The organism is Arthrobacter sp. Bi26, from assembly GCF_918697925.1.
Lineage (GTDB): Bacteria > Actinomycetota > Actinomycetes > Actinomycetales > Micrococcaceae > Arthrobacter.
Genome location: NZ_CAKKMF010000076.1, coordinates 1 through 23,772, shown reverse-complemented (window position 1 = coordinate 23,772; position 23,772 = coordinate 1). Strand labels below are relative to the sequence as shown.

The window sequence follows — 23,772 nt, the reverse complement described above, 5'->3', positions numbered from 1 at the left end:
AGGGTCACGAACGCGCGCAGCGAAGCGGCGAACCTCAGCGCCAAGAACCTCAAACGAGCCGCCCGCGGATACCGGAATCATGACCATTACAGGCTCCGGCTATTGTTGTACACGGCAGCCCAACAAGAATGCTGAACACCTGCCGCCACGCCAAAAGTGGAAGAGCCGCCAAGGGACGACGAAACCGCCGGATAGGGACCGGGTATGCCTACCTGCACCACGCCGTCGATGACCACTCGCGTCTGGCGTACTCGGAAATCCTCAACGACGAGACGAAGGAAACAGCCGCCGCCTTCTGGCTGCGCGCCGTCGGTTTCTTGGCCGCCCACGGTATCAGCGTCAAGGCCGTGCTGACCGACAACGGATTCTGCTACCGCTCCCGGGCCTTTGCCGCGGCCCTGGGACCGCACGTGAAACACCATTGGACCCGCACGTACCGGCCCCAGACCAACGGCAAAGTCGAACGCTTCAACCGCACCCTCGCCACCGAATGGGCCTACGCCGGCCCGTACCTTTCAGAGGCCGAACGCGCTGCCACCTACCCCCGGCTGGCTGCACCACTACAATCACCTCAGGACCCATACCGGCATCGGAGGCAGCACCCCAATTAGCCGCGTTCACAAGGTCCGTGGGAATTACAGCTAGCTGCTGCACGGCCGGGCCACCGGTACCGGGCACCGTAACGCAGTAATACCATTTTAGCTGTCGTCTTGGCACTGGACTACTAACGGGTACCAGTGATAGAGGCTCCCAGCCATCGACGTTTGTCGTCCATTGACCGACTCACTGGTCTCCTCTATCGCCAAATGGCGTATCCGCACCCGCGACGACACCGCCATGGCGATGACCAGTGCCGAAGCGAAACGACCGGCCACCTCGACGTCTAATTGATTTTGAACCGGTCGCCTATTATCCGGGGTCGAGCTTGACCGACCATCTTGTTTGCTGATATTGCACCAGAGACGACGGTGCCTGGAGTGATCAGTGCCGAACGTCCAATGACAGATCCGCCGAGGACAATGCACCGTGAAGTGACCCAAACTCCGTCACTTATCAAGACTTGGTCTGTGATCAGCGACATGTCTCGCCGGTGGGCATGACTACCTGTCGTTATGAGGGTCTCCTGAGAGATAACGCAGTCGTGCCCAATATACACGTGGTTCTGGTTATGGAACCAAACTCCTTCTCCGATCCAGCTTCGATCGCCAATATGGAGCTTCCAGGGAAACTTGACTCTAGTTCGAGGGCGAAAAATGACGTCGACTCCGATGGAAGCCCCGAACATGCGGAGCACGCCGACTCTTAGTCCAGAGCTGATCTGCCATGGATTCGTCACGAATAGAAGTTCCGCCACGGCCCAAACATAAACGATCCATTTTGGTCTGTCCCATGCCGCGCGCTCCCCCGGCGCTCTTGATAGGTCGATGACGGGCACGTCATCGCCAAGGCTCTGCGTCCAACCGGGATTCTGACCTTCCAAGGCTCCCCCAATGCATTCATAAGATGGACAGGAACTAGTCTTACAACTGTGAACCAACGACAGCTACGTGTAACCATCATCGGGCTCCACTACTCCCCGGAACCGTCCGGGAACGCGCCCTATACTACTGGCCTAGCGGAGGGCCTGATACGGCAAGGCCATTCGGTGACAGTGATTACAGGCTACCCTCACTACCCCGCCTGGCGACGCCACGATGACTATCGCGGCTGGGCTTCAAAGGAGACTATCAATGGGGTCTCCGTGACTCGGCTTCGACACCACATCCCCACTAAGCCCACGGGTCTAGCCCGCCTCCACATGGAGATTAGCTTTGGGTTTCGGCTCCTTTTCACGACGTGGAACAGGCCAGACGTCGTGATATTTGTGAGTCCTGCTCTGTTCTCGACGGCGTTCGGCGTACTTCGAGCGAAGATCGGATACCGTCGCCCATCGGTTGGGATCTGGGTCCAAGACCTCTACAGCCGCGGCATCGTAGAAACTTCGGCGCCTGGTGGGCTGACTGCAAAGCTTCTAACTTATTTCGAAAGTGCCGTATTGCGTTCGGCCAATGGGGTTGTCGCCATTCATGATCGATTCCGACAGTACCTCGTGGATGTCCTCAACCTTGAGACATCATCTGTCGTCGTCATTAGAAATTGGACTCACCTACCGGCTGCTCCGTCTGAAGGCCAAAAGAGCTTTCGAAGGCGGATGGGGTGGGGGCCGGACGACTTTGTAGTGCTGCATGCGGGAAACATGGGCATGAAGCAGGGACTGGAAAACGTTGTAAACGCAGCACTCGTCGCGGAACAGAAGGGTAGCAACGTCAGGTTTGTTTTGATGGGCGATGGTCATCAACGTTCGACTCTCGAGGCCGCTGCTGAAGGCCTGATCAAGCTTTCGTTCGTCGATTCGCTGCCGGACGAAGAATTCCAGCTAGCGTTGACAGCTGCCGATGCCCTTCTGGTGAACGAACTTCCCGGCGTCCGCGACATGTCAGTGCCAAGCAAATTAACTTCGTATTTCAATGCTGGAGTTCCGGTCATTGCCGCGACCGATGAAGGAAGTGTCACTTCAGTAGAGGTGGAAGCTTCCGGTGGAGGCATTCGAGTGCCAGCTGGAGATCCCTACGCGCTTGTGGATTCTGCCGAGGCCTTGGCTGACGACCACGCACACGCTCGCAATCTGGGCCTCCAGGGCTTGCGTTTCAGGCTGGACACATTGGCCGAGGCAACAAGCATTAACCAGTATGATGACTTCGTAGCAAACCTAGCATCATCGCGCAGTTGGTAGTCTGTGCGGTTCTTATTCGCATCATGGGGGCATCTTGACCAAGCGCGCACTAATTACGGGAATCACTGGGCAGGATGGTTCGTATCTTGCTGAGCTTTTGCTCAGCAAAGGCTACGAAGTTCACGGGCTCATACGTCGAGCTTCGACTTTCAATACGGCTCGAGTAGACCACTTGTATGTCGATCCCCATGACCCGAAAGCCCGGCTCTTCTTGCACTACGGGGACCTGAGTGACGGCGCGCGACTTGTCACCCTGCTCGCGGAGATCAAGCCGGACGAGGTCTACAACTTGGCGGCCCAGTCACATGTTCGAGTGTCATTCGACGAACCGGAGCACACTGCTGACACCACGGGAGTCGGAACCATTCGGTTGCTCGAGGCGGTCCGTATGTCGGGCATTGAGACCAAGTTTTACCAGGCGTCTTCCTCCGAGATGTTCGGCGCCACTCCTCCCCCGCAGAACGAGGACACTCCGTTCTATCCGCGGTCCCCCTACGGCGCCGCAAAGGTCTACAGCTACTGGATCACCAAGAATTACCGTGAAGCGTACGGAATGTATGCAGTCAACGGGATCCTCTTCAACCACGAGTCTCCCCGGCGCGGTGAGACCTTCGTTACACGCAAGATCACCCGGGCGGTGGCCGCCATTAAGGCCGGCAAGCAAGATCTGCTCTACATGGGCAACTTGGACGCCGTTCGCGACTGGGGCTACGCCGCCGAGTACGTCGAAGGCATGTGGCGCATGCTGCAGGCTGACGAGCCAGACGACTTTGTCCTGGCCACCGGCGGAAACTACACCGTCAGAGACTTCCTCCAGATCTCCTTCGAGCATGCCGGCCTCAACTGGGAAAACCACGTTCGCTTCGATGAGCGTTACCTGCGTCCCACCGAAGTTGATGCTTTGGTAGGGGATGCCTCAAAGGCCCAGGATAAGCTCGGCTGGAAGGCCTCAGTTCACACACCGGAACTCGCCAGAATCATGGTCGATGCCGACATCCAGGCGCTGAAGCACGCCGGCAATCACTGGATCGACAGCGTCAATCTCGACAGCTGGAAGAACTGATGACCGCCAGCCTCGATTTCATTCCTGGCAAGATCGACAGAGCCTCGTCTTTCTACGTTGCCGGGCACCGGGGACTTGTTGGTTCCGCAGTCTGGCGCAACCTTGAAGCTGAGGGCTTCACTAACCTCGTGGGACGCTCGTCCACGGAACTCGACTTGAAAGACCGCGACGCAGTGTTCCGGTTCTTTGCCGAAACCAAGCCTCGTTACGTTGTCCTGGCGGCAGCCAAGGTGGGGGGCATCCTGGCCAACAACACCTACCCGGTGGACTTCCTCAGCGACAACCTCCGCATCCAACTAAATGTTCTTGACGCAGCGCGGGAGCATGGTGTCGAGAGGCTCCTCTTCCTTGGATCTTCATGCATCTATCCCAAGTTCGCCGAGCAGCCGATCCGAGAGGACTCGCTACTCACCGGACATCTCGAGCCGACCAACGACGCCTACGCAATCGCGAAGATTGCCGGAATCATGCACATCCAAGCGATTCGCCGTCAGTACGGTCTTCCATGGATCTCCGCAATGCCTACCAACCTATACGGGCCGGGCGACAATTTCTCCAGGGAAGGTTCTCACGTACTTCCAGCCCTGATCCGGCGCTATGACGACGCCGTGATAAACGGAAATACCACGGTCACCAATTGGGGCACGGGATCGCCCCGACGCGAGTTCTTGCACGTCGATGACATGGCGGCAGCGTGTTTGCACCTGTTGGAAAACTACGACGGCGCTGGTCAGGTGAATGTGGGAACGGGTGCCGACATATCGATCAAGGAACTGGCGTCAATCGTGGCCGAGGCCGTCGGTTACGACGGGCAAATGACTTGGGACACCACCAAGCCTGATGGCACCCCGCAAAAGTTGCTCGATGTTTCAAGGCTCTCTGATGCCGGGTGGACAGCAAGAATCAGTCTCAACGACGGAGTCAAGAGCACGGTAGAGTGGTACCGCGCGAATTTCGACCAGATCAGATCGTAAATCACGCCTTGTTCGGGGGATTGCAAGTGACAACCAAAGAGAGGGTCGAGCCTAACGCGACGTCGCTCGACGATTGGCGTTCTAAGTATTCCAGACGCCTGAAAGTTCTCGATGCCGGAGTTGTGCTCTGGGCAGTCGCAGGGGCATACGTGGTTCGGTTTGGCTTCTCCGACATTGGCTCTGACACCACTCAAGACCTTGGCTATCTCATCTTGGCAGCAATTTTGGTGCTTGCTTGGTGGCTCATGTTGGGCTTCTGGGGCTCAAGGGAGGCCCGTATTTTGGGCTCAGGCTCAGAAGAGTACAAAAGAGTTATTGCAAGCTCCGCTTGGCTCTTTGGCGCTTTGGCAGTCATCTCATATGCCGTGCGCATAGACACCGCTCGAGGGTTTGTCGGGCTGGCCTTCCCGGCTGGCGCACTCGCCCTGCTAGCCTCAAGGTGGTTCGTTCGGCAGCACTTGAGCCTTGAACGAAAAGTCGGCAAGAGCAGTGCCCGGGTGCTAATTATTGGTGGCCCGTATTCGGTTGCCCATCTAGTGCGCTCGCTCAATAGTGTACCTTCGGCTGGATACCTGCCCGTGGCTGCGCATCTCCCCGGGGCGCCCGGGAATGCCACCAACGTGCCGGGGTCCTCCATACCAGTGACGGGTGTGCAGTCAGATTTCGACTCCATTCTCGCCATTATCATTGAGACTCAAGTGGATGCAGTTGCAGTGTCTGCTGGTGTGAATCTTCACCCAAAAGACCTCCGCAGATTGGGTTGGGAATTGGCCGCACGGGACATAGGCATGATCCTTGCCCCTGCGCTGACAGACGTGGCCGGACCACGCATCCACACGCAGCCGGTAGCCGGGCTGCCATTGATTCACGTCTCCACGCCCAAATTGACCGGCGGCAAGAAGGTGGCCAAGCGAGCCTTCGACATCGCGGTCGCCGGACTATTGGTAGCGTTTCTCTCCCCGCTATTCCTCGGCCTCGCGCTCTTGGTCAGGTTCACCGATCCCGGCCCAGTTTTCTATCGCCAGGAGCGTATCGGCCTGCGGGGGACGACCTTCAATATGTTGAAGTTCCGTTCCATGAAGGTCAACGCGGACGCGGAACTGCAGGCGCTCCTCGAAGCTCAGGGGTCAAGCGATACCCCGTTGTTCAAAATTGAGAATGACCCCCGAATAACGCCAGTTGGCCGCGTATTGCGAAAGTATTCGCTTGACGAACTTCCCCAGCTACTCAACGTACTCGGCGGAAGCATGAGCCTGGTTGGTCCACGACCCCAGCGCGAGGGCGAGGTTGCACTCTACGACGATGCCGCGCACCGCCGGCTGTATGTGAGTCCGGGGATGAGCGGACTATGGCAAGTCAGTGGCCGCTCCAACCTCAGCTGGGAGGAGAGCATCCGACTCGATCTCTACTACGTCGAGAACTGGTCACTCATGGGCGATGTGGTAATACTCTTCAAGACTTTCAAGGCAGTATTCGCAAGTACCGGCGCCGTCTGATTCGTGCGAGGAGTCATGTTCCGCGGCAACAAGCCGCCAATCTTTTTGGGAAAGGCAACAAAATGCGTGGAACTGTCGTCGTTCCGGATGCCAACAGCAGATGATGGAGGCCCAGAGAACCACCGAGCCGAGCAATCCGGCAGAGCGGCCCGTATCGGGGAAGGAAGCACGGCCTGAGGCCTCTAAGCATCGACGGCGGTGGATTATCGTTTCACTTTCGCTGGCAGCGGCGGGGGTGCTCGCCATCGCTGCCTCGGTCTGGCTTGGCTCGAGGGCCACAATCATCAAGTCCGAGCTCGAAGCCACTGCCCAAGTCGTCTCAGTTCTCAAGGACAGCATTGCCAGCAACAAGCCGCCAGAAGCGCTCGCCGCTGCTGCTCAGCTTCGCGCGCACACAGCGGCAGCCCGCGAAGCAAGCGACGACCCGCTGTGGACTTTGGCCTCTGCAATTCCGTGGTTGGGTCCAAACTTCGGCGCCATCACTGAAGTCACACGCTCGGCGGACGATGTGGCTGCACTGGGCGTCGACCCGCTGGTGTCCGTTTTCGACACCCTCAACTGGGACAGCCTGCTGCCGAGCAGTACAGGTACCAACCTTGAACCCCTACGACTGGCTTCCCCCAGCGTTTCTTCCGCCGCGCACGCGGTACGGGCTTCATCCGAGCGGCTCAATGGTATCGACGCAAACGGCTTGCTCCCTCAGGTGGCCGAACCTCTGGCACTAGCCCGAGAGCAGTTGGAGAACATAACCGGCGCATTGGATGCAGCGGCCAATGCTGCCGCGATTGCTCCCGGAATGTTGGGGGCCGACGGCCAGCGGAACTATCTGCTCATGATCCAGAACAACGCCGAAGCCCGGGCCTCCGGAGGGATTCCGGGGGCCCTGGCGGTCTTGACATTCGATCACGGCAAGCTGACGCTCGGCGCCCAAGGCAGTGCCTCAGGGCTCGGCGTCTTCTTCCCCGTTGTCCCTGTGGACCCTGAGCAGGCGCAAATCTACTCGGCACGGTTGGGTGAGTACATGCACGACGTCAATCTCACCCCGGACTTCCCCACTGCGGCAGCCACTGCCCAAGCCATGTGGGAAAGAAAGACCGGGCAGCACACGGACGGTGTCCTCTCCTTGGACCCCGTGGCACTGGGTTATATCCTGAATGCAACCGGCCCTGTACGGATCACTGCCCCCGGGCTGGCTGCTACAGCCAAGAGCGGCTTCCCGAGCGAGATGACAGGTAAGAACGTTGTTCAGACGCTCGTCTCAGACGTCTACTCGAAGATCGAACGCCCTGACATTCAGGATGCCTATTTTGCCGGAGTCGCCAAGGAAATCTTTGGAGCCCTCGCTAGCGGCAAAGGTGAAGCCAAGGGCTTGATCAAAGGCATCACCCGCGGCGCGGCGGAAGGACGGGTCCTCGTATGGTCAGGCACGGCCGCGGAACAAGCCATCATCACGAACTATCCGCTCAGCGGATCCATTGCAGGCAAGAGCGTTGCCCCCGCACAGTTCGGCGTCTACTTCAACGACGGCACGGGCGCCAAAATGGACTACTACGTCAAGCGGACTGTTCAGCTCGTAAAGGAATGTTCCGGTGACGACTACGGGCAGATCAAGGTACGCATCACGAGCACCAATACGGCCCCAGACGACGCAGCAACGTCGCTCCCTGTGTACGTCACTGGTGGAGAGAGTTACGGCGTGCCGGCCGGGACAGTCCAGACCAATGTGATTGCCTACGGTCCAGTCCAGGCCAACGTGGAAACAGCCACCGTGGACGGCACGAAGACCGACTTCGCCGCCCACCGCCACGCCGATAGACCCGTGGGAACCGTCACCGTCACCCTGGCCCCCGGTCAGAGCAGCACGGTAGACCTGACCTTCGGAAAAATCGTCCAGCATGCGGAACCGAACGTGGTTGTCACGCCCACGGTCCAGCCTGTCAAGGACGTAATCCTGGCCACCGAGAATGCCGTGTGCGGGGCTGGGAAGTAAGTGCCAAGTTAACGGTATGTAAAGCGACTTGATTCACTTTGGTCACACTCGTTTTAGATGCTAGTCTCTGCATGGGCTTATCAAATGAGATTTCAATCCGCGGCCGCTCGGGAGGCCGGAAGTCTCCACATTGCGTGACACACGAATTTACGGTCTCAGGGGGACACATGAAAAAAACACTTGCAACAATCGCGCTCGCAGGCTCCATCGCCCTAATCGGCGCATTTCCGGCAGTCGCAGCGGATAAGTACCCGGCACCGCCCGCAAACGCCGCCGTTTCTGACGGCGTTGTTGGCCCGGGCGCTGACTTCGTCTTCCGCGGCAAGGGCTTTAAAGCCGGCGAAGGCCTGGTCATCAAGGTCACGCCCGGGACCAAGCCTGCATCGACGGGCGCCAGCGTCAACGGCCGCGGAATGAGCGTTACCGGCAAGATCACGCTGCCGCTGGCACCGCAGCAGTTCTCCGCTAAAGCAGATGCCAGTGGCGCCTTCGCCCTCGCGCTCAGCATCACCGAGCCGGGCGTATACACCATCACCGCGACCGGTTTGGAGTCTGGCGTCACCGCTACGTCGAGCATCACCGTGGAAGGCGCCGCAGTGGCGCCGGCCTCCACGACCACCACGACCTCCACGTCTACAAGCGGACTGGCCAACACCGGCGCTGACTCCAACCTCATGATCTGGTCCTTGGTTGGCGCAGGTGCATTGGCAGCTGGCGTGACCTCTGTTGTGGTGGTTCGCCGCCGCGCCAAGGCAGAGTTTGCAGCCTAGGCTTCAAGACAACACGCACTAAAGATGGTGGTGGGGTTCATCGGGAAACCGATGAACCCCACCACCACTCGCGTTAACACGTCATAGGGCTTCTCATGGCCCGTTGTGGTATTTACTAGAGCCATGGGGACACCTGAATTTATGGGGAGACATTGGCGCACAAGAAGAAGACGAGGGCAGCCGCACTTTTCCATACCGCTGCCACCGCGTCAGGCACTCCCCTACATCCTTTTAGCACTCCTGGCGGCAGCCGCCTTGGGAACAGCCGCTTTGGCCGTCCTGAAGACCTCCTAGGGTGCGCTTGAGGACGCTGCTGCGCCCCCGGCTCTGGCAAGGAGTCCTGGGCGGCGCATTTATCCTGCTGGCACTTATCGGGTTTTGGCCCAGCCCCGTGGACCGGCCCGTCCAGGGCGAAATTGCCGGGGCCCTGCTTTTGCTCCATGCGTATGGAATTCCTGGCTGGGTCAACTACGCGTTCGTGGAGGCCTCTGCAAACGTGGTGCTTTTCGTCCCTGTGGGTATCGCGGCCAATTTTGCATTTCCGCGCAAGAAATGGTGGCAGAACGCGGCCCTGGGGCTGCTGGTTTCCGCGTGTATGGAACTCGGCCAGTTGTTGTTCCTCAGCAGCCGCTTCGCAAGCCCGCTGGACGTTATTACCAACACTGCAGGCTGCGCGGCAGGAACCTTGATGGCAGCTGCCGCGGTCAAAGCCCTAAGAGACCAACAGGCCCAGCGCCTGTCAGCGCCGGGCCTGCCGAAGTCTCGCGTTTAGGCGTGCCGCCTAGTTAACGAATTCCTTCAACCATGTCTTCAGCTCTTCACCGAATTCCACACGCTCTGAGGCGATGGAAATTACCGCCTTCAAGTAGCTGAGCTTGTCCCCCGTGTCGTACCGGCGCCCGCGGAACACAACGCCGTAAACACCGCCACCCTCGCAGTCGGACACGGCCAGGGTTTGGAGGGCATCCGTCAGCTGGATCTCCCCGCCGCGGCCCGGCTCCGTTTCCTCCAGAACGTCGAAGACCTCGGGGTGAAGCACGTACCTCCCGATCACGGCAAGGTTGGACGGAGCGTCCTCCACGGCGGGCTTTTCAACGAGGCGGTTCACGCGGAAGTAGTCTTCGCCTTCCACGGCGGAGATGTCGGCACAGCCGTAGGCGCTGATCTGGGAGGGATCCACTTCGATCAAGGCGATCACCGAACCGCCAGTCCTGGCCTGGACGTCGATCATAGTGCTGAGCAGCTCGTCGCGCTCGTCGATCAGGTCATCGCCCAGAAGGACTGCAAAGGGCTCGTTTCCCACGTGCTGGCGGGCACACAGGACAGCGTGGCCCAAGCCCTTCGGATCGCCCTGGCGGACGTAGTGCAGGGGCCCCAGGTTGGAGGCGTGCTGTATGGCCTCCAAGCGGTCCAGATCGCCCTTGAGCTCCAGGGTCCGTTCCAGTGCCGGGGCGCGGTCAAAGTGGTCCTCCAGCGCCCGCTTCTGGCGGCCGGTGATCATCAGCAAGTCGGTCAGGCCCGCCTTGACGGCCTCTTCCACCACATACTGGATGGCCGGCTGGTCAACCACCGGCAGCATTTCCTTCGGCATTGCCTTGGTGGCGGGCAGGAAGCGTGTGCCCAATCCGGCAGCAGGAAAGACGGCTTTTCTTATTGATTTCCCCAAAGTCATAGCTGCACCTTACAAATCAATGGAGCAAAGTGGCAATCTGGACCCGCCGGGCCGCCTGTCAGCCTTTGAAAACCGGGCTGCGCTTCTCCTGGAAGGCGCGGAAGCCCTCTGCGTAGTCCTCGCTCTTGCACAGCCGTGCCTGCTCTGCGTTTTCCTCTTCCATGGCCTCCCACAGCCCCAGCCGCTGGTCCCGGATGTGCGCCACGAGCTCCTTGCTGGCCCTGAACGCGCCCGTCGCGCCGGTAGCAACGCCGGCCACGATGGCCCGGGTGTTCTCCAGCAGTTCCGCTGCGGGCATGGCCCGGCTGAACAGGCCCTGCGCCACGGCGTCGGCGCCGCTCATGAGCTCGGCGGTGTAGATCAGGTCCAGGGTCCGGTGCATGCCAAGGCGCTCGGTGAAATACCAGTGCCCGCCGGAGTCGAGGGTGGCGCCGAGCTTGGCGAACGGTGAGCCGAACTTGGCATTTTCCGCCACGTAGACCACGTCCGTGGCCAGCAGCAGGCCCAGCCCCACGCCGAGGCAGGCGCCCTGGGCCGCGGCGAACGTGGGGGCGGGGAAGGCGCTCATTTTCTTGAGCAACGGCTGGACGAGCCCGCCCAGGTAGGCCTGCGCGTCGTCGCTCTCCGGGGTGACGCCGGCGATGTCACGGCCGGCGCAGAAAGCGCGGCCCTCGCCGCGCAGCAGCAGTGCCCGGACCTCGCCGCGGGCGGCGGCGTCAGCGGCGCGATCGTACGCCTGGGACAAATCCGCGAGTGCCTGCTCGTCGAGGGAGTTCAGCTTGTGCGGGGCGTCGAGTACGACCTCGGCGACGCCGGCGGCGATGGACAGGGAAATCATGGGGCTCCTTGGATTCGAAAAGGCCTAGTAGTCGAAAAACCCTAGACGTCGAAGTCGACCGTGACTTCCGGGGTGGTGGGGTGGGACTGGCAGGTCAGGACATAGCCCTTGTCGAGCTCGTCCTGCTCCAGGGCGTAGTTCTCGTCCATAGTGACATTGCCGCTGACCACCTTGGCCCGGCAGGTGCCGCAGACGCCGCCGGCGCAGGCGAACGGCACGTCGGGGCGGACCCGGAGGGCGGCGTTGAGGATGGATTCACGGGCGTGGGTGGGGCTCGCCACTTCGCCCTGCAGGCCGTCCAGCTTGAACGTGATCTTGTAGGTCTCCTTGGATTCGTCCGCGATCACCGGCCGGCCAATGTTGCCCTCGGGGCGGTCCGGCTTGCCGGAAGTGAACAGTTCGAAGCGGACGTGCTCCGGGGTGACGCCGCGCGCGGCGAGAGTGTCCCGGCACAGCTGGACGAGTTCGAACGGGCCGCAGAGGAACCATTCGTCGACGTCGTCAGCGTGGATGGCGGTGCCCAGCAGCGCCTGCAGCTTCTCGGCGTCGATCCTGCCGCTGAGCAGCGGCGCGATCCGCTGTTCACGCGAGAGCACGTGGTGCAGCGCCAGCCGGGACGGGTACTTGTCCTTCAGGTCCGCGAGTTCTTCGAGGAACATCACGTCCATGGCGGCCTTGTTGGCGTAGATGAGATCGAAGCGGGTCTCCGGATGGGCCGCCAGCAAGGTGCGGGCAATGGCGATCACGGGAGTGATGCCGGAGCCTGCGGCGATCGCGACGAACGAGCCGGGCTCCCCCGCCAACTCCTCCGGGTGGTTCATGGAGTTCATGACGTTCTGCTCCACGGACTTGCCGTCGCGGCCGTGCTTGGAGATAAAGGCACCCATGGGGCTCATGACGTCCAGGACGTCGCCAGCCTTGAGTTCGGCGTTGGCCCACGTGGAGAACAGGCCCCCGAGGTCCTTCTTGATGGCCACCCGGATTTCACTGCTGCCGTCCGCGAGGCTGCGCGGCTCGGCGCAGATCGAGTAGCTGCGGCGGATCTCGTGCGGCTGGCCGTCCGCGTCGGGCAGGGTGGTGCGCAGCGCGACGTACTGGCCCGGCAGGTAGTCGAACGCTCCGGCGAGCTCGGCCGGGACCCCGAACGTCACTTCGATGGCGTCGTCGGTGAGACGGCGGACCTCGTCCACCGTCAGGGTGTGGAAGGACGCACGACGGCGGCCGGTGGCTGTGGCCGACTCCGCGGCGCTCTGGCGGACAACCTTCATGGAGGCACCTGTTCCTTACAAGACTTTGAAGTAGTCGAACGGTTCCTTGCAGTCCTGGCACACGTAGAGGGCCTTGCAGGAAGTGGAACCGAAGCGGGTGAGTTCTTTGGTGTTGAGCGATGAGCACTGGGGACACTTAACGGCGAGCGCGAGCCGGACCGGGCCGGCGTGCCGGACGGCCGCCGAGTGGCCCGACGGCGGGGCGATCCCGTACTGCTCCAGCTTCGCCTTGCCGTCCTCGCTCATCCAATCGGTGGTCCAGGCCGGGGAGAGGACAAGTTCCACGTTGACGCTGGGGTAGCCTTCGCGGTTGAAGGCCGCTTTAAGGTCGTCGCGGATGGCGTCCATGGCCGGGCAGCCGGAGTACGTCGGCGTGATGGTGACCTGCACGGCCGGGACCATGCCGCCGTCGTCGTAGAGCTGGACGTTGCGCAGGATCCCGAGGTCCTCGATGGTGAGGACCGGGATTTCCGGGTCGCAGACGGTGGCAGCGAGGTCCCAGGCCTTTTGCTCGGGGGTCTTCTGCTCCGCCGGGCGGCCGTCTGCGGCCGTGGGGTGGCTGACGTACATGTCCATGGTGGTTACCAGCTGGCCCCGGGGTACTCGCGGGCGAGCACCTGCATTTCGGCGAGGAGGTAGCCGAGGTGTTCGGAGTGCAGACCCTTGCGGCCGCCGCCGGGTGTTGGCTGCACATTGGGGACCTCGAGCTCCGCTTCGGCCAGGACCTCGCCGGTGAGCCGGTCGAAGTTGGCGCGGAGGCTGGAGGGTTCGACGGCGGCACCTGCTTCGCTGAGGCGGGCGGTGAGCTCGTCGTCGCGGAACAGCTCGTCCACGTAGGGCCAGATGACTTTGAAGCCGTGGATCATCTTTTCGCGGGACTCGTCCGTGCCCTGGGCCAGGCGCAGCACCCACTGGGCGCTGTGGTCGCGGTGGTAGTCCACTTCCTTGACGGCCTTGGCGGCGATGCCGGCCAGCGTTGCGTCGGTGGACTGCGTCAGCCGGCTGTACAGCTCGAACTGGTAGTAGCTGACGACGAACTGGCGGGCGATGGTGACGGCAAAGTCGCCATTCGGGAGTTCGAAGATCTCGACGGAACGGAACTCGGGCTCGCTGCGGAAATAGGCGAGGTCGTCCTCGCTGCGGGCTGTTCCGTCCTCTCCGAGAGCGCCGCCGGCGTAGCTGAGGAAGGAGCGGGCGTGGCCCAACTGGTCCAGGGCGATGTTGCCGAGGGCGATGTCTTCTTCGAGCTCCGGGGCGCGGGAAATCCAGTGGCCCAGGCGCTGGGCGAGGACCAGGGCGTCATCGCCCAGTCGCAGGGCGAACTCTGCAACGTCCTCGCTCGGCTTGGCGGTGCCGCGGCTCACGGCCAGGGCGATGTCCTCCGGGCGGAGGGCGTTGCCGGGGGTGATGCGGGTGGCGCTGGCCGTGGCCTCGCCACTGCCGCTGGCGCCCTGGACGCCGACGGAGATGTCGCCGTGGCCGCCGGTTTCTGCCGCCGTTTCAGGTGTGGTGCTCACAGGTGCTTCACGCCCTCGCTCTTGGTGTAGTACGTTGCGTGCCGGTAATCCTTGCCCTGGGGCGACTCGAAGAACGAGCCCTTGGCGTCCGGATCGCTCGAGGCGATGGCCTCGGCCGGGACCACCCAGATGGACACCCCTTCGTTGCGGCGGGTGTAGAGGTCACGGGCGTTGCGCAGGGCCATGGCCGCGTCGGGTGCGTGCAGGGATCCTGCGTGGACGTGGGACAGGCCTCGGCTGGAGCGGACGAATACTTCCCAGATGGGCCAGACGTTTCCTGCTTGGGGTTCGGTTGTCATGCTGCTGATACCTTTTCTGCTTGCTTACGGCGCTGTTTGTCGGCATAAGCCGCCGCGGCTTCGCGCACCCACGCGCCGTTCTGGTGTGCCTCGCGGCGCCGTTCCAGGCGCTGGGCGTTGCAGGGGCCGCGGCCCTTCAGAACTTCGTGGAACTCGTCCCAGTCCAAGGGCCCGTGCTCCCACTTCTTGGTTTCCTCATTGAAACGGATGTCCTTGTCCGGGAGGGTGAGCTCCAGGACCTTGACCTGCTCCATCATCATGCCGACAAACCGGTTGCGGAGTTCGTCATTGCTGAATCGCTTGATGTTCCAGGCCATGGACTGCTTGGAGTTGGGCGAGTCGTCATCCGGGGGGCCGAACATCATAAGGGCCGGGGCGTACCAGCGGTTCACCGCGTCCTGCGCCATCTGCTTCTGTTCGGGGGTGCCGTGGGAGAGTTCCAGCAGGATCTCGAAGCCCTGGCGCTGGTGGAAGGACTCTTCCTTGCAGACCCGCACCATGGCCCGGCCGTAGGGGCCGAAGGATGCGCGGCAGAGCGGCACCTGGTTGGCGATCGCGGCGCCGTCGACCATCCAGCCGATGGCACCCATGTCTGCCCACGTGCGGGCCGGATAGTTGAAGATGGAGGAGTACTTGGCCTTGCCGTCCATCAGGTCCTGCATCATCTGATCACGCGGCTGGCCGAGGGTTTCGGCGGCGGAGTAGAGGTAGAGTCCGTGGCCGGCCTCGTCCTGGACCTTGGCCATGAGGATGGCCTTGCGCTTCAAGCTCGGGGCGCGGGAGATCCAGTTGGCCTCCGGCTGCATGCCGATGATCTCCGAGTGGGCATGCTGGGAGATCTGGCGCAGGAGCGTTTTCCGGTAAGCCGGCGGCATCCAGTCCCGCGGCTCGATCCGGGAATCTTCGGCCATGACCTTGTCGAAGTAGGCCTGGCCCTCGGCGTCGAGCCGGGCCGCGTCCTCGGGGCTCTGTTCATGCCGTACCGGCGATGGCTCGGCGGGCACTGACTGCAGGGTCTGCGATGCCATGGTTGCTCCTCGTGAATTTCCGATAAATAATTACCGACCGTTCGTTCAGGATATGCGGAAGGCTCGAGATGCGTCAAGGACGGGGGTTCCTAAAGAATGTCCGGACCGCGCTCAAGCGCCGGCGTCATGAGCCCGGATTGCCGGTGATAGCTTGAACTCGTGAAGATCGCTGCCGGCAAAAAGCTCCCCCTCTGGGCCTCTGTGGCCCTGAACATGCTGATTGCCCTGGTGGCCGTCGCCCTGGTCCAGGGGTTCCTGGTGAAGGCCTACCGGATACCGTCCGGGTCAATGGAGCCGACGTTGCAGGGCTCTGCGGGCGACGGCGACAGAATCCTGGTCAACAGGCTTGCCTACACCGGCTCAGAACCGCACTCCGGCGACATCGTTGTGTTCACCCGGCCGGAAAGCTGGCAGTCGGAATCGGCGGCCGCCCACGGCGGCGGGATCGCCGGGCTTGCCCGTTCCTTCGGAGACGTGACAGGGATCGGGGCCTCCAACGAGCAATTCCTGGTAAAGCGGGTGATTGCGACTGGCGGCCAATCCATTAGCTGCTGCGGACAGGATGGCAACCTGCGCATCGACGGCCAGCCCCTCGACGAGCCCTATATTTTCGAAGATCTGCCGTTTGAGGCAGGCAGCATCGACTGCCAGACCGCTCCCCGTTCGCTCAGGTGTGTTCCGGCGTTCACGGTCCCCGAGGGCGAGCTCGTGGTGCTGGGTGACCACCGTTCAGTCTCGGTTGATTCCGCCATCGCCTGCCGGAGCCTGACTGCTGTGGCTGGTGACTGCATGAGGACGATCAAGTCCTCGGCCGTCGTCGGTCAGGTGGCGGCGAGATTCTGGCCCCTGGACCGCGCCGGCGGAGTGGGCTGACTTTTCAGGAAAATGAAATCCCCTCGGAGCTGTTGCTCCCAGGGGATATTTTCATTGCTACCGCGCGTCAGTGCTACCTCGCGGCCGCCGGTTCAACAGATTGATACGAGGTGTAGTACCTGTACGAGCCGGCACCGGTGGTGGGCACACGGTTGAGAATCGTGCCCAGGACGTTGGCGTTCACCCGCCCGAGGTTGCCGAGGGATTTGCCAAGCTCTTCATCGGTAGTCTTTCCAGACCTGACGACAACGATTGCTCCGTCGGCAATGCGGGTGAGAACGGCGGCGTCTGTCACGGGGAGCAGCGGCGGGGCGTCAACCAGCACAATGGCGTCCTGTGCGAGGGTCTTGAGCAACGCCTTCATGGCATGGGAGCTCAACAGCTCACTGGGGTTCGGCGGGATCCGACCGGACCCGAGCACCCGCAGATTTGGCATCGCGCTCCATTCCTGCAGCACGTCTTCCAGCTCGGCATGGCCGCTCAGGACGTCGGTTACACCGACTCCGGCGATCAGGTTGAACACATCCACCAAGGTGGGCCGACGCAGGTCGCCGTCGACGACTACAACGTTCTCGCCGGCGGCTGCCATGGTGACCGCCAGGTTAGCCGTCACGGTCGACTTCCCCTCAGCCGGAACCGAACTGGTCACCACAATGATCCGCGGGGGATTGTCGACGTCGACGTACTGAAGATTCGTCCGGAGCTCCCTCAGGGCCTCGGTAATGGCATGGGAACCTTCGCCCGATGCGGCCGGACTGAACCCGTCGTCCAGCACGGTACTTTTCCCATCCAGACGGTGGTCCACCGGGAGCGTGCCCAGCACGGGCACTCCGAACCGGCGTTCGATCGCAGTGGCGCTGCGGAGCCTACGGTCCAGACGGTGGCGAAGCATGGCGTAGACAAGGCCGAGGGCCAGCCCGGCCAGAGCTCCGATGCCAAGCGCCAGCTTTACGTTGGGGGAAGTGGGGGCGGTCGGCAGGGTTGCCTCGCCCAACGGAACCACACGGATGACCGGAACGGGGACGACGTCCGAGCCTTCCACTGCTTGGATACTTTCCAATTCCTTGACTTGCTCGGCCAGGCCCTTAACCCAGGCATCCGCGACCCGCTGGGCCATTGCGGGGTCAGTGGACGTCGCGGTGACGGCAAGCTGGGCGCTTTCCTTCGGCACGGCCACGGACACGGACCCCAGAAGGGCGTCCGCCGATGTTGCGAGGCCAAGCGACGTGACGACACGCTCGGCCACGAGCCTAGACTTGGCCACTGACTCGTACTTGGCGGCTTTTGTCTGGGCCAGGTTCTCGCTCATGAGCGAAAGGCTGAGGTTATCCGAGCCGCCTGCCACCACGATCCCCGTGGACTGCGCGGCGTAAATCTTCGGCTGCAGGAGGGTCCAGCAGAAGGCGAGCACGGTCAAGGCCAGGGTGAAAGCCAGGATGCCCTTCCACCGGGCCCGGGCGATACGCAGGTAGTCCTCCAGCGCAAGCCCCGCCGGTGTCTGCCCGTTGTTCTCGGCCGTATCAAAACCAGTCACTCGTTGGTCCTCTCCCCCGTGTCCGGCCCCAACGACCCACACGAAAAGTTACTTTACGGTACGGCGACCGCGTTGGTGTGCTTATTAGCAGCGCTAACCGCGCAGGAGTAATCCCCGGCCGACCAGTCCATCAACAGCCTCATCCAGCAAGGCTTCATAGCCGTCGGGCAGTCCATGCACGGCTTCGATCCGGCTCGCCAAAGTCTGCATCGAGACAGGGCGCCGGGCTGACTGCCAGATGATGGGTCCGATGCCGCTGAGCCTGGTGAGTTCGGCTTCCGTCAGGACCAGCAAATCCTCGCCGATCTCCACTGCATCAACGGCATCGGTCCGTTGCAGCCAGCCTGCTGGAATCGGTTCTGCATTCTTTTTGCCTGCCTGGTGAACTGCTGGCCCCGCATCCCGCTCCACCAGGGCGGGAGTCCACGCCACGGCGACTTCCGCCGGATTGACCGACTCTGCGACAAAGAGCGGAGCCAAGCTGTCCGTCAGGTCAACTGCTTCGGAATAGCTGACACGGAAAACTCCACCCACGCTGTCAATCAGCCGGCAGAGCGACTGAAGCGGCTGGAACACGGCAGCCTGTGAGGAGGTGTCCGGAATGAGTGCCAGCACTGCCTCGACCAGAGGGACCGGCTCGATGACGGGTAGCTGGTGGTCCCCACCGGCAACCCTGTCGAGCAGGGCGATCGCCGCGATGCGGGGATTGTCCGGCGCAACGTGCAGACCCAGTTCGTCCGGGCCCACCTGTAGCTTGGCTGCGCCGGGCATTACCTGCTTCACGGACAGCGGTTTTGGGTAGGGCAGAACCGTCCCATCAGCCCGGATTGCGACGGTCTCGTCGGTGATATAACCGAACGATTGGGCAAGCTGCGAGGAGGCTGTTGTCTTGCCCGTGCCGGACTTTGCCACGAGGGCAATGACGGCGCCGTCGGGGTCAGCGACACCGCAGGCATGGAGCATAGTCAGCTCGCCGGCACGTTCGAGGATCGCAGCGAGGGTAACTTCCGAGGTCACAGCTTCAGCCAAGCCCTCGAACGTGTCCGCGCCGAGATGCTTCACCCCGACACCGGGTTTAGTGGATTCAAAGTAGACGGATGCGGTGTAAAGGAGTCCTGGAGTTGCGGGCTCGGCCGGTTGAGCTGTGCGAGGCCCGGAGTCGCTGAGGCACCGGCTCCAAGCCTTGGCCATTGCTTGACGTTGTGCAGGGGTCGATGCGGGACCCCAACAAACCGTGAAGTTGGTGCCCAAAACGTCAATATTCAAGTCCCTGGCGCTACCCAAGCTGTTGCACCGCCCCGGAACCGCACGGTCGCCGCTGGACACTTCGGCACTCCGGGCTGGTCCATGCCGACGCGAAGCATTGCGATAGTGCGGGTCGCTTCCGATCCAACTTCCGACACGAGGGGCGCGCCGCCAGACCCATTCCGACATAGCTCCCCTATAAGTTTTCCGGCATTGGCATCACTGCCCTAATGCCGAGCGTATCGCGGGTCCGGCATGGCGAGCGGAAATGGGACTAGTTCTTGGGGAGTGTCGTCAGCGTCAGCGTCCGCTGATTGCCGGTGGATTTCAAGACCGGGGATGATAGCTCGGCATCCAGCATCATGGTGTACGTCCCAGCGGTGCCACTGTTTCCGCTTGCGTCCTGGGAGTAACCCATCGACAAAGTTTCCGTAGCTCCTGCCTTCACTTTGTACTTGTGCGAGAACGTCGTGGACACCGCGTTCGAAGTGTAGGCGGGCATTGTCACAGGAGTGCCCCCAAAATTCACGAGACGAATTCCCGTTGTGTTCGCAGCCCGAGTGATCTTCACCGTTATGGTTGCTTCGCCTTCGACGTCCGCATGGGTTGAATTGCTGATCATGAAGGCAATCGGCGCGGTTCCATTCTTGGGCTTGGCACCCGAGTAAGTCATGGCATCGGAGGCCCCGAGTGCCATGGCTACGATCCCGGTGTGGTGCGACGCCGCAGCGGCCGGGGCTGCAATTGCTGCCGCGATGACAGGCACGCTCCATGCGGCGCCCTTCACAACGGAACGGCGGTCGAAACTCGCCTTCGGTGCGGCCAGGCTCTTGATCTCCGACATCTACTACCCCAAGTTCTAGTGCGGCGGAGAACCCAGTCGGGCCAGCTCCTGCCGAGCGTTTCGGCATCCTTGGTCGACTGTACGCAGAAAAGCATGAATCTTCAATATCAAGATGCTTTATTTTCAAGAACGACAGAATTCGCCACTATCTCCTCCCGGAGATCTGAATGGCCCGTCGCGGATAGACTCGGAAACCATGCCGCCGGTAAGAGTCTCGCTAACGGAAGTTGGACAAACCTTGGATACGCCTCGCCCCGTCCGGATCCTCACGGTCTGCACCGGCAACATCTGCCGCTCACCGGTGGCCGAGCGCCTGCTTCAGGCGGGCCTGGACCAGGTGCAACCTGGCGCCTTTGTGGTGCGAAGCGCAGGCACGCGGGCCATGGTGGGCGATCCGATCCAGCCGAGCTCTGCGGACATCATCAGGACGTTTGGCGGAACGCCGGACGGCTTCGCGGCCCGCCAACTGACGCAAAAGATCCTCAGGGAGTCCGATCTGGTGTTGGCGATGACCGCCAAACACCGCGGCGAGGTGATGCAAATGGATGCCTCGTTGCTGAAGCGGACCTTTACTATCCGCGAGTTTGCCCGGATGCTGAAGGTCCTTGAACAGCGCGACGCGGACGCTCCCGCGCCCTCTTCTCCCGGCGACATTCCTGCCTTTTGGCGGGAACTCCCGGGCAGGGCGGCGTCAGTGCGTCACCTAGCGCTGGCCCCGGACGCCTCCGACAACGACGTCGTGGATCCCTACCGGCGCGGGCAGGAGTTCTACGACCAGATGGAGGACGAGCTCGCCCCGGCCATCCTCGCCATTCTGCGGTTCGCACGCCACCATAGCTGAGCCAGGCCAGTACTTGCAGCTAGGCAGCCAGCATTCGAGCCCGGGGAACCGCGGCCATCTCCGCGCCGGCGCCCATTTCGTGCAAGGCTAGTTGCATGGATCTGGAGGTGTCGCCCGCGCTCACGATTCCAGCGTCGGAACTCGGGTGGCGATTCTCGCGTTCGTCCGGGCCAGGCGGTCAACACGTCAACACCTCGGACAGCCGCGTCGAACTCTCGTGGAACGTCGCCGGCTCGGCGGCGCTCTCGGACGGCCAACGGCTGATGCTCCTCAGCCGTCTCGGACAACGTCTCATCGCCGGGGTGATTACCGTGACCGCCTCCGAGCGGCGCTCTCAGCTGCGCAACCGTGAGATCGCGCTGGCCAAGCTCTCCGACCTCGTCGCAGAGGGCCTCGCTCCTGAAGCTGCTCGCCGCCGGGCCACCAAACCCACCCGGGGCTCGAACCGTCGGCGCCTCGCCGCAAAGGAGCAGCGGGCGGCGACGAAACGGCAACGACAACGGCCGTCCGCCGAGTAGTGCCCTCCAGCCGACATTCAGCCGCCGGGCAGCAGGAGCGTGTAGATGGAAACCTGCTCCATAGGCAAACTCGGCGCAGCTGGATACTAGGCCGCCGCCAGCCTTCGGACCCGGGGAACCGGAACCGCGGCCCTTTCCGCCGGCGCCACGATGCTGAGCTGGCATTCTGACTGCAGCGGATCAATGGTGGCCGGGAGGTGGTGGGAGGCTGAGCACTCCCGGAGCTGTTCGAGGGCCGCCGGTTCCACCACGGCGTGGCTGACATCCACCACCAAGTGGAGTCCTTCCCTCAGGTGGTTTGCCCGCTTGACCACCACGTACAGGGCCTGAAGGCTCCTCGCCGTCACATGCCCCTGCGCTGCTACTTCTGCCTGACCGCAATCGAGGTCGAGCCTGACAAGGACCCGGAGTTTGTGGTTCAAAACGATTCCCCTGTTCGTGCATGTACCGCTTGGCCGCGACGCTGCGACCGGTTTGGCCGCGACGCTGCGACCGCAACCCAGCCTAGGCAGGGAGTGTGATGTAGGCAACAGTGCGCTTCATATCGGGGAAACCGCGCGTTATGTGCCGGCTTGTTGGCGAAAAAGTGTTGATCTGCGGGCACGGTGTACTGTAGAGGAGGCCCCACGGAGACCATCCGGCACTTGGCACCAGCCTAGAACGCACCGGAGAGCGACATCGTGGCCCCCCTTACCGCCGCGGCGAGGAACTGCATCACCGGATGCAGGACGAGCCAGCGCCGGCCAGCCAGTCCACTCTGCGTTTCGCGCCCCGCAGTACTCCGGCGTGGCCCGCCAGAGTACTGGCAGCCAGAATCCGGGCACCGGGCCCGGCCGACTTAGAGGAACACATGACACACCCCTTCGACAGCCCAGACGACGCCCGCGGGGCGGACTTCCGCGAGCGGCGGCGCCCCGTGAAGAAACGCCGAGGCCGGAAGGTGCTGATCGCCGTCGGCGTGGTGCTGGCGCTCGTCGCGGTGGTGGCTGGCGGCTACCTCTTTAACCTCGCACGGACCTTCGACTCCGGTAGCAGCAAGATAGAGCAGGCCTTCCCGGACGAGTCCACGCGCCCGAAGAAGACGGACACCTCGATGAACATCCTGGTGATGGGCAGCGACAGCCGCGGCGCCGCCGAGTCTGATAACGCGGGCGCCACGCCCACAGACCAGCGCGCGGACACGCTGATGCTCATGCATATCCCGGCGGACCGCAAGAACATCTACACAATGTCCATCATGCGCGACCTCTGGGTGGACATCCCCGGGCACGGCGAGGCGAAGATCAACTCGGCGCTGGCCCTTGGCGGTACGCCCCTGATGGTGCAGACCGTCGAGTCGATCTTCCAGCAGCGCATCGATCACGTGGCGATGATCGACTTCGAGGGCTTCAAGGGCCTCACGGACGCGCTGGGCGGGGTGACCGTAAACCTCAACCTGCCGTTCACCTCGAACGATCTGAAGGGCCAATCCTTCGCCCCGGGCCAGCACACGTTCAATGGAGCCGAAGCCCTGGCCTTCGTGCGCGAACGCCACGCCTACGCCGACGGCGACTACCAGCGGGTCCGCAATCAGCAGGAGTTCCTGCGGGCCATCATCAAGAAATCGACCGCCGGCCAGACGCTGAGCAACCCGATCACGATCAACAACATGGTGGGCGCCGTCTCGCCGTTCGTCACGGTGGACAAGTCGTTTGATTCCGGAGCCGTGGCCGGGCTGGGGCTCGAACTCAGGGACATCCGGGCGCAGAATACCGTCATGTTTACGCTGCCGACCGGCGGCGTGGGAACGTCCACGGACGGCCAGTCGATCGTGCTGGCCGACCCGAACGCCATCAACGACATCTCCGGGGCGATGGCCTCGGGCACCCTGGGCGAGTACGTTGCGGCGAACGAGTTCGAGAACGGGAACTGAGCCCCGTCAAGTGAGGCGCCAGGGGAGGCCCTTGGACCCATAGTCCGCGGCGGGCCGCAGTGGTAGCGTCCGTTCATGGGGAATGCTCCGGAGCCAGCAGCCGCGGCTTCCGCGGCGTCCCCTCCCCCGTCCCCCGCGGCAGGCCGTCGTCGTCGGATCATTCTGCTCCTGGGGGCGCTGGTCGCGCTCGCCGTGGCCGTTGCGGCTTCGGCGTACGTTTTCTCCCGGCCGCGGTCCGCGGACCCGGCGCCGGCGGGAACCGCCGCACCGGCAGCCGCGCCCGCGACGGCACCCGGCCCCGCACCCACTCCCAGCCC

Annotated in this window: 23 protein-coding genes and 2 pseudogenes; 14 read left to right on the top strand and 11 right to left on the bottom strand. The window is 62.6% G+C overall.

Annotated elements, in window-relative coordinates; genetic code table 11:
• The 9 genes and pseudogenes from LQV16_RS17865 to LQV16_RS17820 all read left to right on the top strand — a co-directional run.
• On the top strand, window positions 1-135 hold a 135-nt coding region (locus tag LQV16_RS17865; protein ID WP_229995055.1), incomplete at its 5' end, for a transposase.
• 23 nt (window positions 136-158) lie between these two features.
• A pseudogene (locus LQV16_RS17860) lies at window positions 159-645 on the top strand (integrase core domain-containing protein); the annotation flags it as partial.
• Window positions 646-1,528: 883 nt separating this feature from the next.
• Window positions 1,529-2,773, top strand: a complete 1,245-nt coding sequence (locus LQV16_RS23585) for a glycosyltransferase family 4 protein (protein WP_290369392.1) — start codon at window positions 1,529-1,531, stop codon at window positions 2,771-2,773.
• Between the two features lie 34 nt (window positions 2,774-2,807).
• On the top strand, window positions 2,808-3,836 hold the full coding sequence (gene gmd / locus LQV16_RS17845) for a GDP-mannose 4,6-dehydratase (protein ID WP_229995232.1): 1,029 nt from the start codon (window positions 2,808-2,810) through the stop codon (window positions 3,834-3,836).
• The gene (locus tag LQV16_RS17840; protein ID WP_229995231.1) at window positions 3,836-4,810 is read left to right on the top strand and encodes a GDP-L-fucose synthase; all 975 of its coding nucleotides are present in this window, start codon (window positions 3,836-3,838) and stop codon (window positions 4,808-4,810) included. Before gmd ends, LQV16_RS17840 begins: the two co-directional genes overlap by 1 nt.
• A gap of 26 nt (window positions 4,811-4,836) precedes the next feature.
• Window positions 4,837-6,306: a sugar transferase gene (locus LQV16_RS17835; RefSeq protein WP_229995230.1), complete on the top strand. Its 1,470-nt coding sequence runs from the start codon at window positions 4,837-4,839 to the stop codon at window positions 6,304-6,306.
• A gap of 235 nt (window positions 6,307-6,541) precedes the next feature.
• Complete coding sequence (locus LQV16_RS17830; RefSeq protein WP_229995229.1) at window positions 6,542-8,296, top strand: DUF4012 domain-containing protein; 1,755 nt, start codon at window positions 6,542-6,544, stop codon at window positions 8,294-8,296.
• Window positions 8,297-8,463: 167 nt separating this feature from the next.
• Window positions 8,464-9,066, top strand: coding sequence for an LPXTG cell wall anchor domain-containing protein (locus LQV16_RS17825; RefSeq protein ID WP_229995228.1), 603 nt, complete (start codon window positions 8,464-8,466; stop codon window positions 9,064-9,066).
• Window positions 9,067-9,361: 295 nt separating this feature from the next.
• Window positions 9,362-9,838 (top strand): VanZ family protein, encoded by a 477-nt coding sequence (locus LQV16_RS17820; RefSeq protein WP_290369391.1) that lies wholly within the window; start codon window positions 9,362-9,364, stop codon window positions 9,836-9,838.
• A gap of 9 nt (window positions 9,839-9,847) precedes the next feature.
• Here the strand turns inward: LQV16_RS17820 and galU are convergent, their stop codons facing one another.
• From galU to paaA, 7 genes are read right to left on the bottom strand one after another with little or no spacing between them, the layout of a single operon-like run.
• Window positions 9,848-10,738 carry a UTP--glucose-1-phosphate uridylyltransferase GalU gene (gene galU / locus LQV16_RS17815; protein WP_229995226.1) on the bottom strand — a complete coding sequence of 297 codons (891 nt, stop codon included), beginning with the start codon at window positions 10,736-10,738 and terminating at the stop codon, window positions 9,848-9,850.
• Window positions 10,739-10,796: 58 nt separating this feature from the next.
• Window positions 10,797-11,576 (bottom strand): enoyl-CoA hydratase/isomerase family protein, encoded by a 780-nt coding sequence (locus LQV16_RS17810; protein WP_229995225.1) that lies wholly within the window; start codon window positions 11,574-11,576, stop codon window positions 10,797-10,799.
• A gap of 41 nt (window positions 11,577-11,617) precedes the next feature.
• On the bottom strand, window positions 11,618-12,844 hold the full coding sequence (gene paaE, locus LQV16_RS17805; RefSeq protein WP_229995224.1) for a 1,2-phenylacetyl-CoA epoxidase subunit PaaE: 1,227 nt from the start codon (window positions 12,842-12,844) through the stop codon (window positions 11,618-11,620).
• Between the two features lie 15 nt (window positions 12,845-12,859).
• On the bottom strand, window positions 12,860-13,414 hold the full coding sequence (gene paaD / locus LQV16_RS17800) for a 1,2-phenylacetyl-CoA epoxidase subunit PaaD (protein WP_229995233.1): 555 nt from the start codon (window positions 13,412-13,414) through the stop codon (window positions 12,860-12,862).
• A gap of 11 nt (window positions 13,415-13,425) precedes the next feature.
• Window positions 13,426-14,361 (bottom strand): 1,2-phenylacetyl-CoA epoxidase subunit PaaC, encoded by a 936-nt coding sequence (gene paaC, locus LQV16_RS17795; RefSeq protein WP_229995223.1) that lies wholly within the window; start codon window positions 14,359-14,361, stop codon window positions 13,426-13,428.
• Window positions 14,358-14,660, bottom strand: a complete 303-nt coding sequence (gene paaB / locus LQV16_RS17790; protein WP_229995222.1) for a 1,2-phenylacetyl-CoA epoxidase subunit PaaB — start codon at window positions 14,658-14,660, stop codon at window positions 14,358-14,360. Before paaB ends, paaC begins: the two co-directional genes overlap by 4 nt.
• Window positions 14,657-15,688 carry a 1,2-phenylacetyl-CoA epoxidase subunit PaaA gene (paaA, locus tag LQV16_RS17785; protein WP_229995221.1) on the bottom strand — a complete coding sequence of 344 codons (1,032 nt, stop codon included), beginning with the start codon at window positions 15,686-15,688 and terminating at the stop codon, window positions 14,657-14,659. The genes paaB and paaA overlap by 4 nt, the downstream gene beginning before the upstream one ends.
• A gap of 159 nt (window positions 15,689-15,847) precedes the next feature.
• On the opposite strand from paaA, the gene lepB reads away from it, so the two are divergent.
• Window positions 15,848-16,561: a signal peptidase I gene (lepB, locus tag LQV16_RS17780; RefSeq protein ID WP_229995220.1), complete on the top strand. Its 714-nt coding sequence runs from the start codon at window positions 15,848-15,850 to the stop codon at window positions 16,559-16,561.
• Window positions 16,562-16,634: 73 nt separating this feature from the next.
• On the opposite strand, the gene LQV16_RS17775 is transcribed toward lepB, so the two are convergent.
• From LQV16_RS17775 to LQV16_RS17765, 3 genes are all read right to left on the bottom strand, one after another.
• The gene (locus LQV16_RS17775) at window positions 16,635-18,095 is read right to left on the bottom strand and encodes a polysaccharide biosynthesis tyrosine autokinase (protein ID WP_229995219.1); all 1,461 of its coding nucleotides are present in this window, start codon (window positions 18,093-18,095) and stop codon (window positions 16,635-16,637) included.
• Between the two features lie 93 nt (window positions 18,096-18,188).
• A complete protein-coding gene (locus tag LQV16_RS17770; RefSeq protein ID WP_229995218.1) occupies window positions 18,189-19,157 on the bottom strand; it encodes a hypothetical protein in 969 nt (322 codons plus the stop codon).
• Between the two features lie 457 nt (window positions 19,158-19,614).
• Complete coding sequence (locus LQV16_RS17765) at window positions 19,615-20,184, bottom strand: hypothetical protein (RefSeq protein ID WP_229995217.1); 570 nt, start codon at window positions 20,182-20,184, stop codon at window positions 19,615-19,617.
• 238 nt (window positions 20,185-20,422) lie between these two features.
• On the opposite strand from LQV16_RS17765, the gene LQV16_RS17760 reads away from it, so the two are divergent.
• Both LQV16_RS17760 and arfB read left to right on the top strand, forming a co-directional pair.
• Entirely contained in the window at window positions 20,423-21,025 is a 603-nt protein-coding gene (locus LQV16_RS17760; RefSeq protein ID WP_229995216.1) for a low molecular weight phosphatase family protein, read from the top strand.
• 95 nt (window positions 21,026-21,120) lie between these two features.
• Window positions 21,121-21,543: an alternative ribosome rescue aminoacyl-tRNA hydrolase ArfB gene (arfB, locus tag LQV16_RS17755; protein WP_229995215.1), complete on the top strand. Its 423-nt coding sequence runs from the start codon at window positions 21,121-21,123 to the stop codon at window positions 21,541-21,543.
• 86 nt (window positions 21,544-21,629) lie between these two features.
• On the opposite strand, the gene LQV16_RS17750 is transcribed toward arfB, so the two are convergent.
• The gene (locus LQV16_RS17750; RefSeq protein ID WP_229995214.1) at window positions 21,630-21,965 is read right to left on the bottom strand and encodes a hypothetical protein; all 336 of its coding nucleotides are present in this window, start codon (window positions 21,963-21,965) and stop codon (window positions 21,630-21,632) included.
• Window positions 21,966-22,393: 428 nt separating this feature from the next.
• Between LQV16_RS17750 and LQV16_RS17745 the strand changes: the two genes are divergently transcribed.
• Together LQV16_RS17745 and LQV16_RS17740 are read left to right on the top strand one after the other, a co-directional pair.
• Complete coding sequence (locus tag LQV16_RS17745; RefSeq protein ID WP_229995213.1) at window positions 22,394-23,455, top strand: LCP family protein; 1,062 nt, start codon at window positions 22,394-22,396, stop codon at window positions 23,453-23,455.
• Between the two features lie 75 nt (window positions 23,456-23,530).
• Window positions 23,531-23,772 (top strand): annotated as a pseudogene (locus tag LQV16_RS17740) (hypothetical protein); the annotation flags it as partial.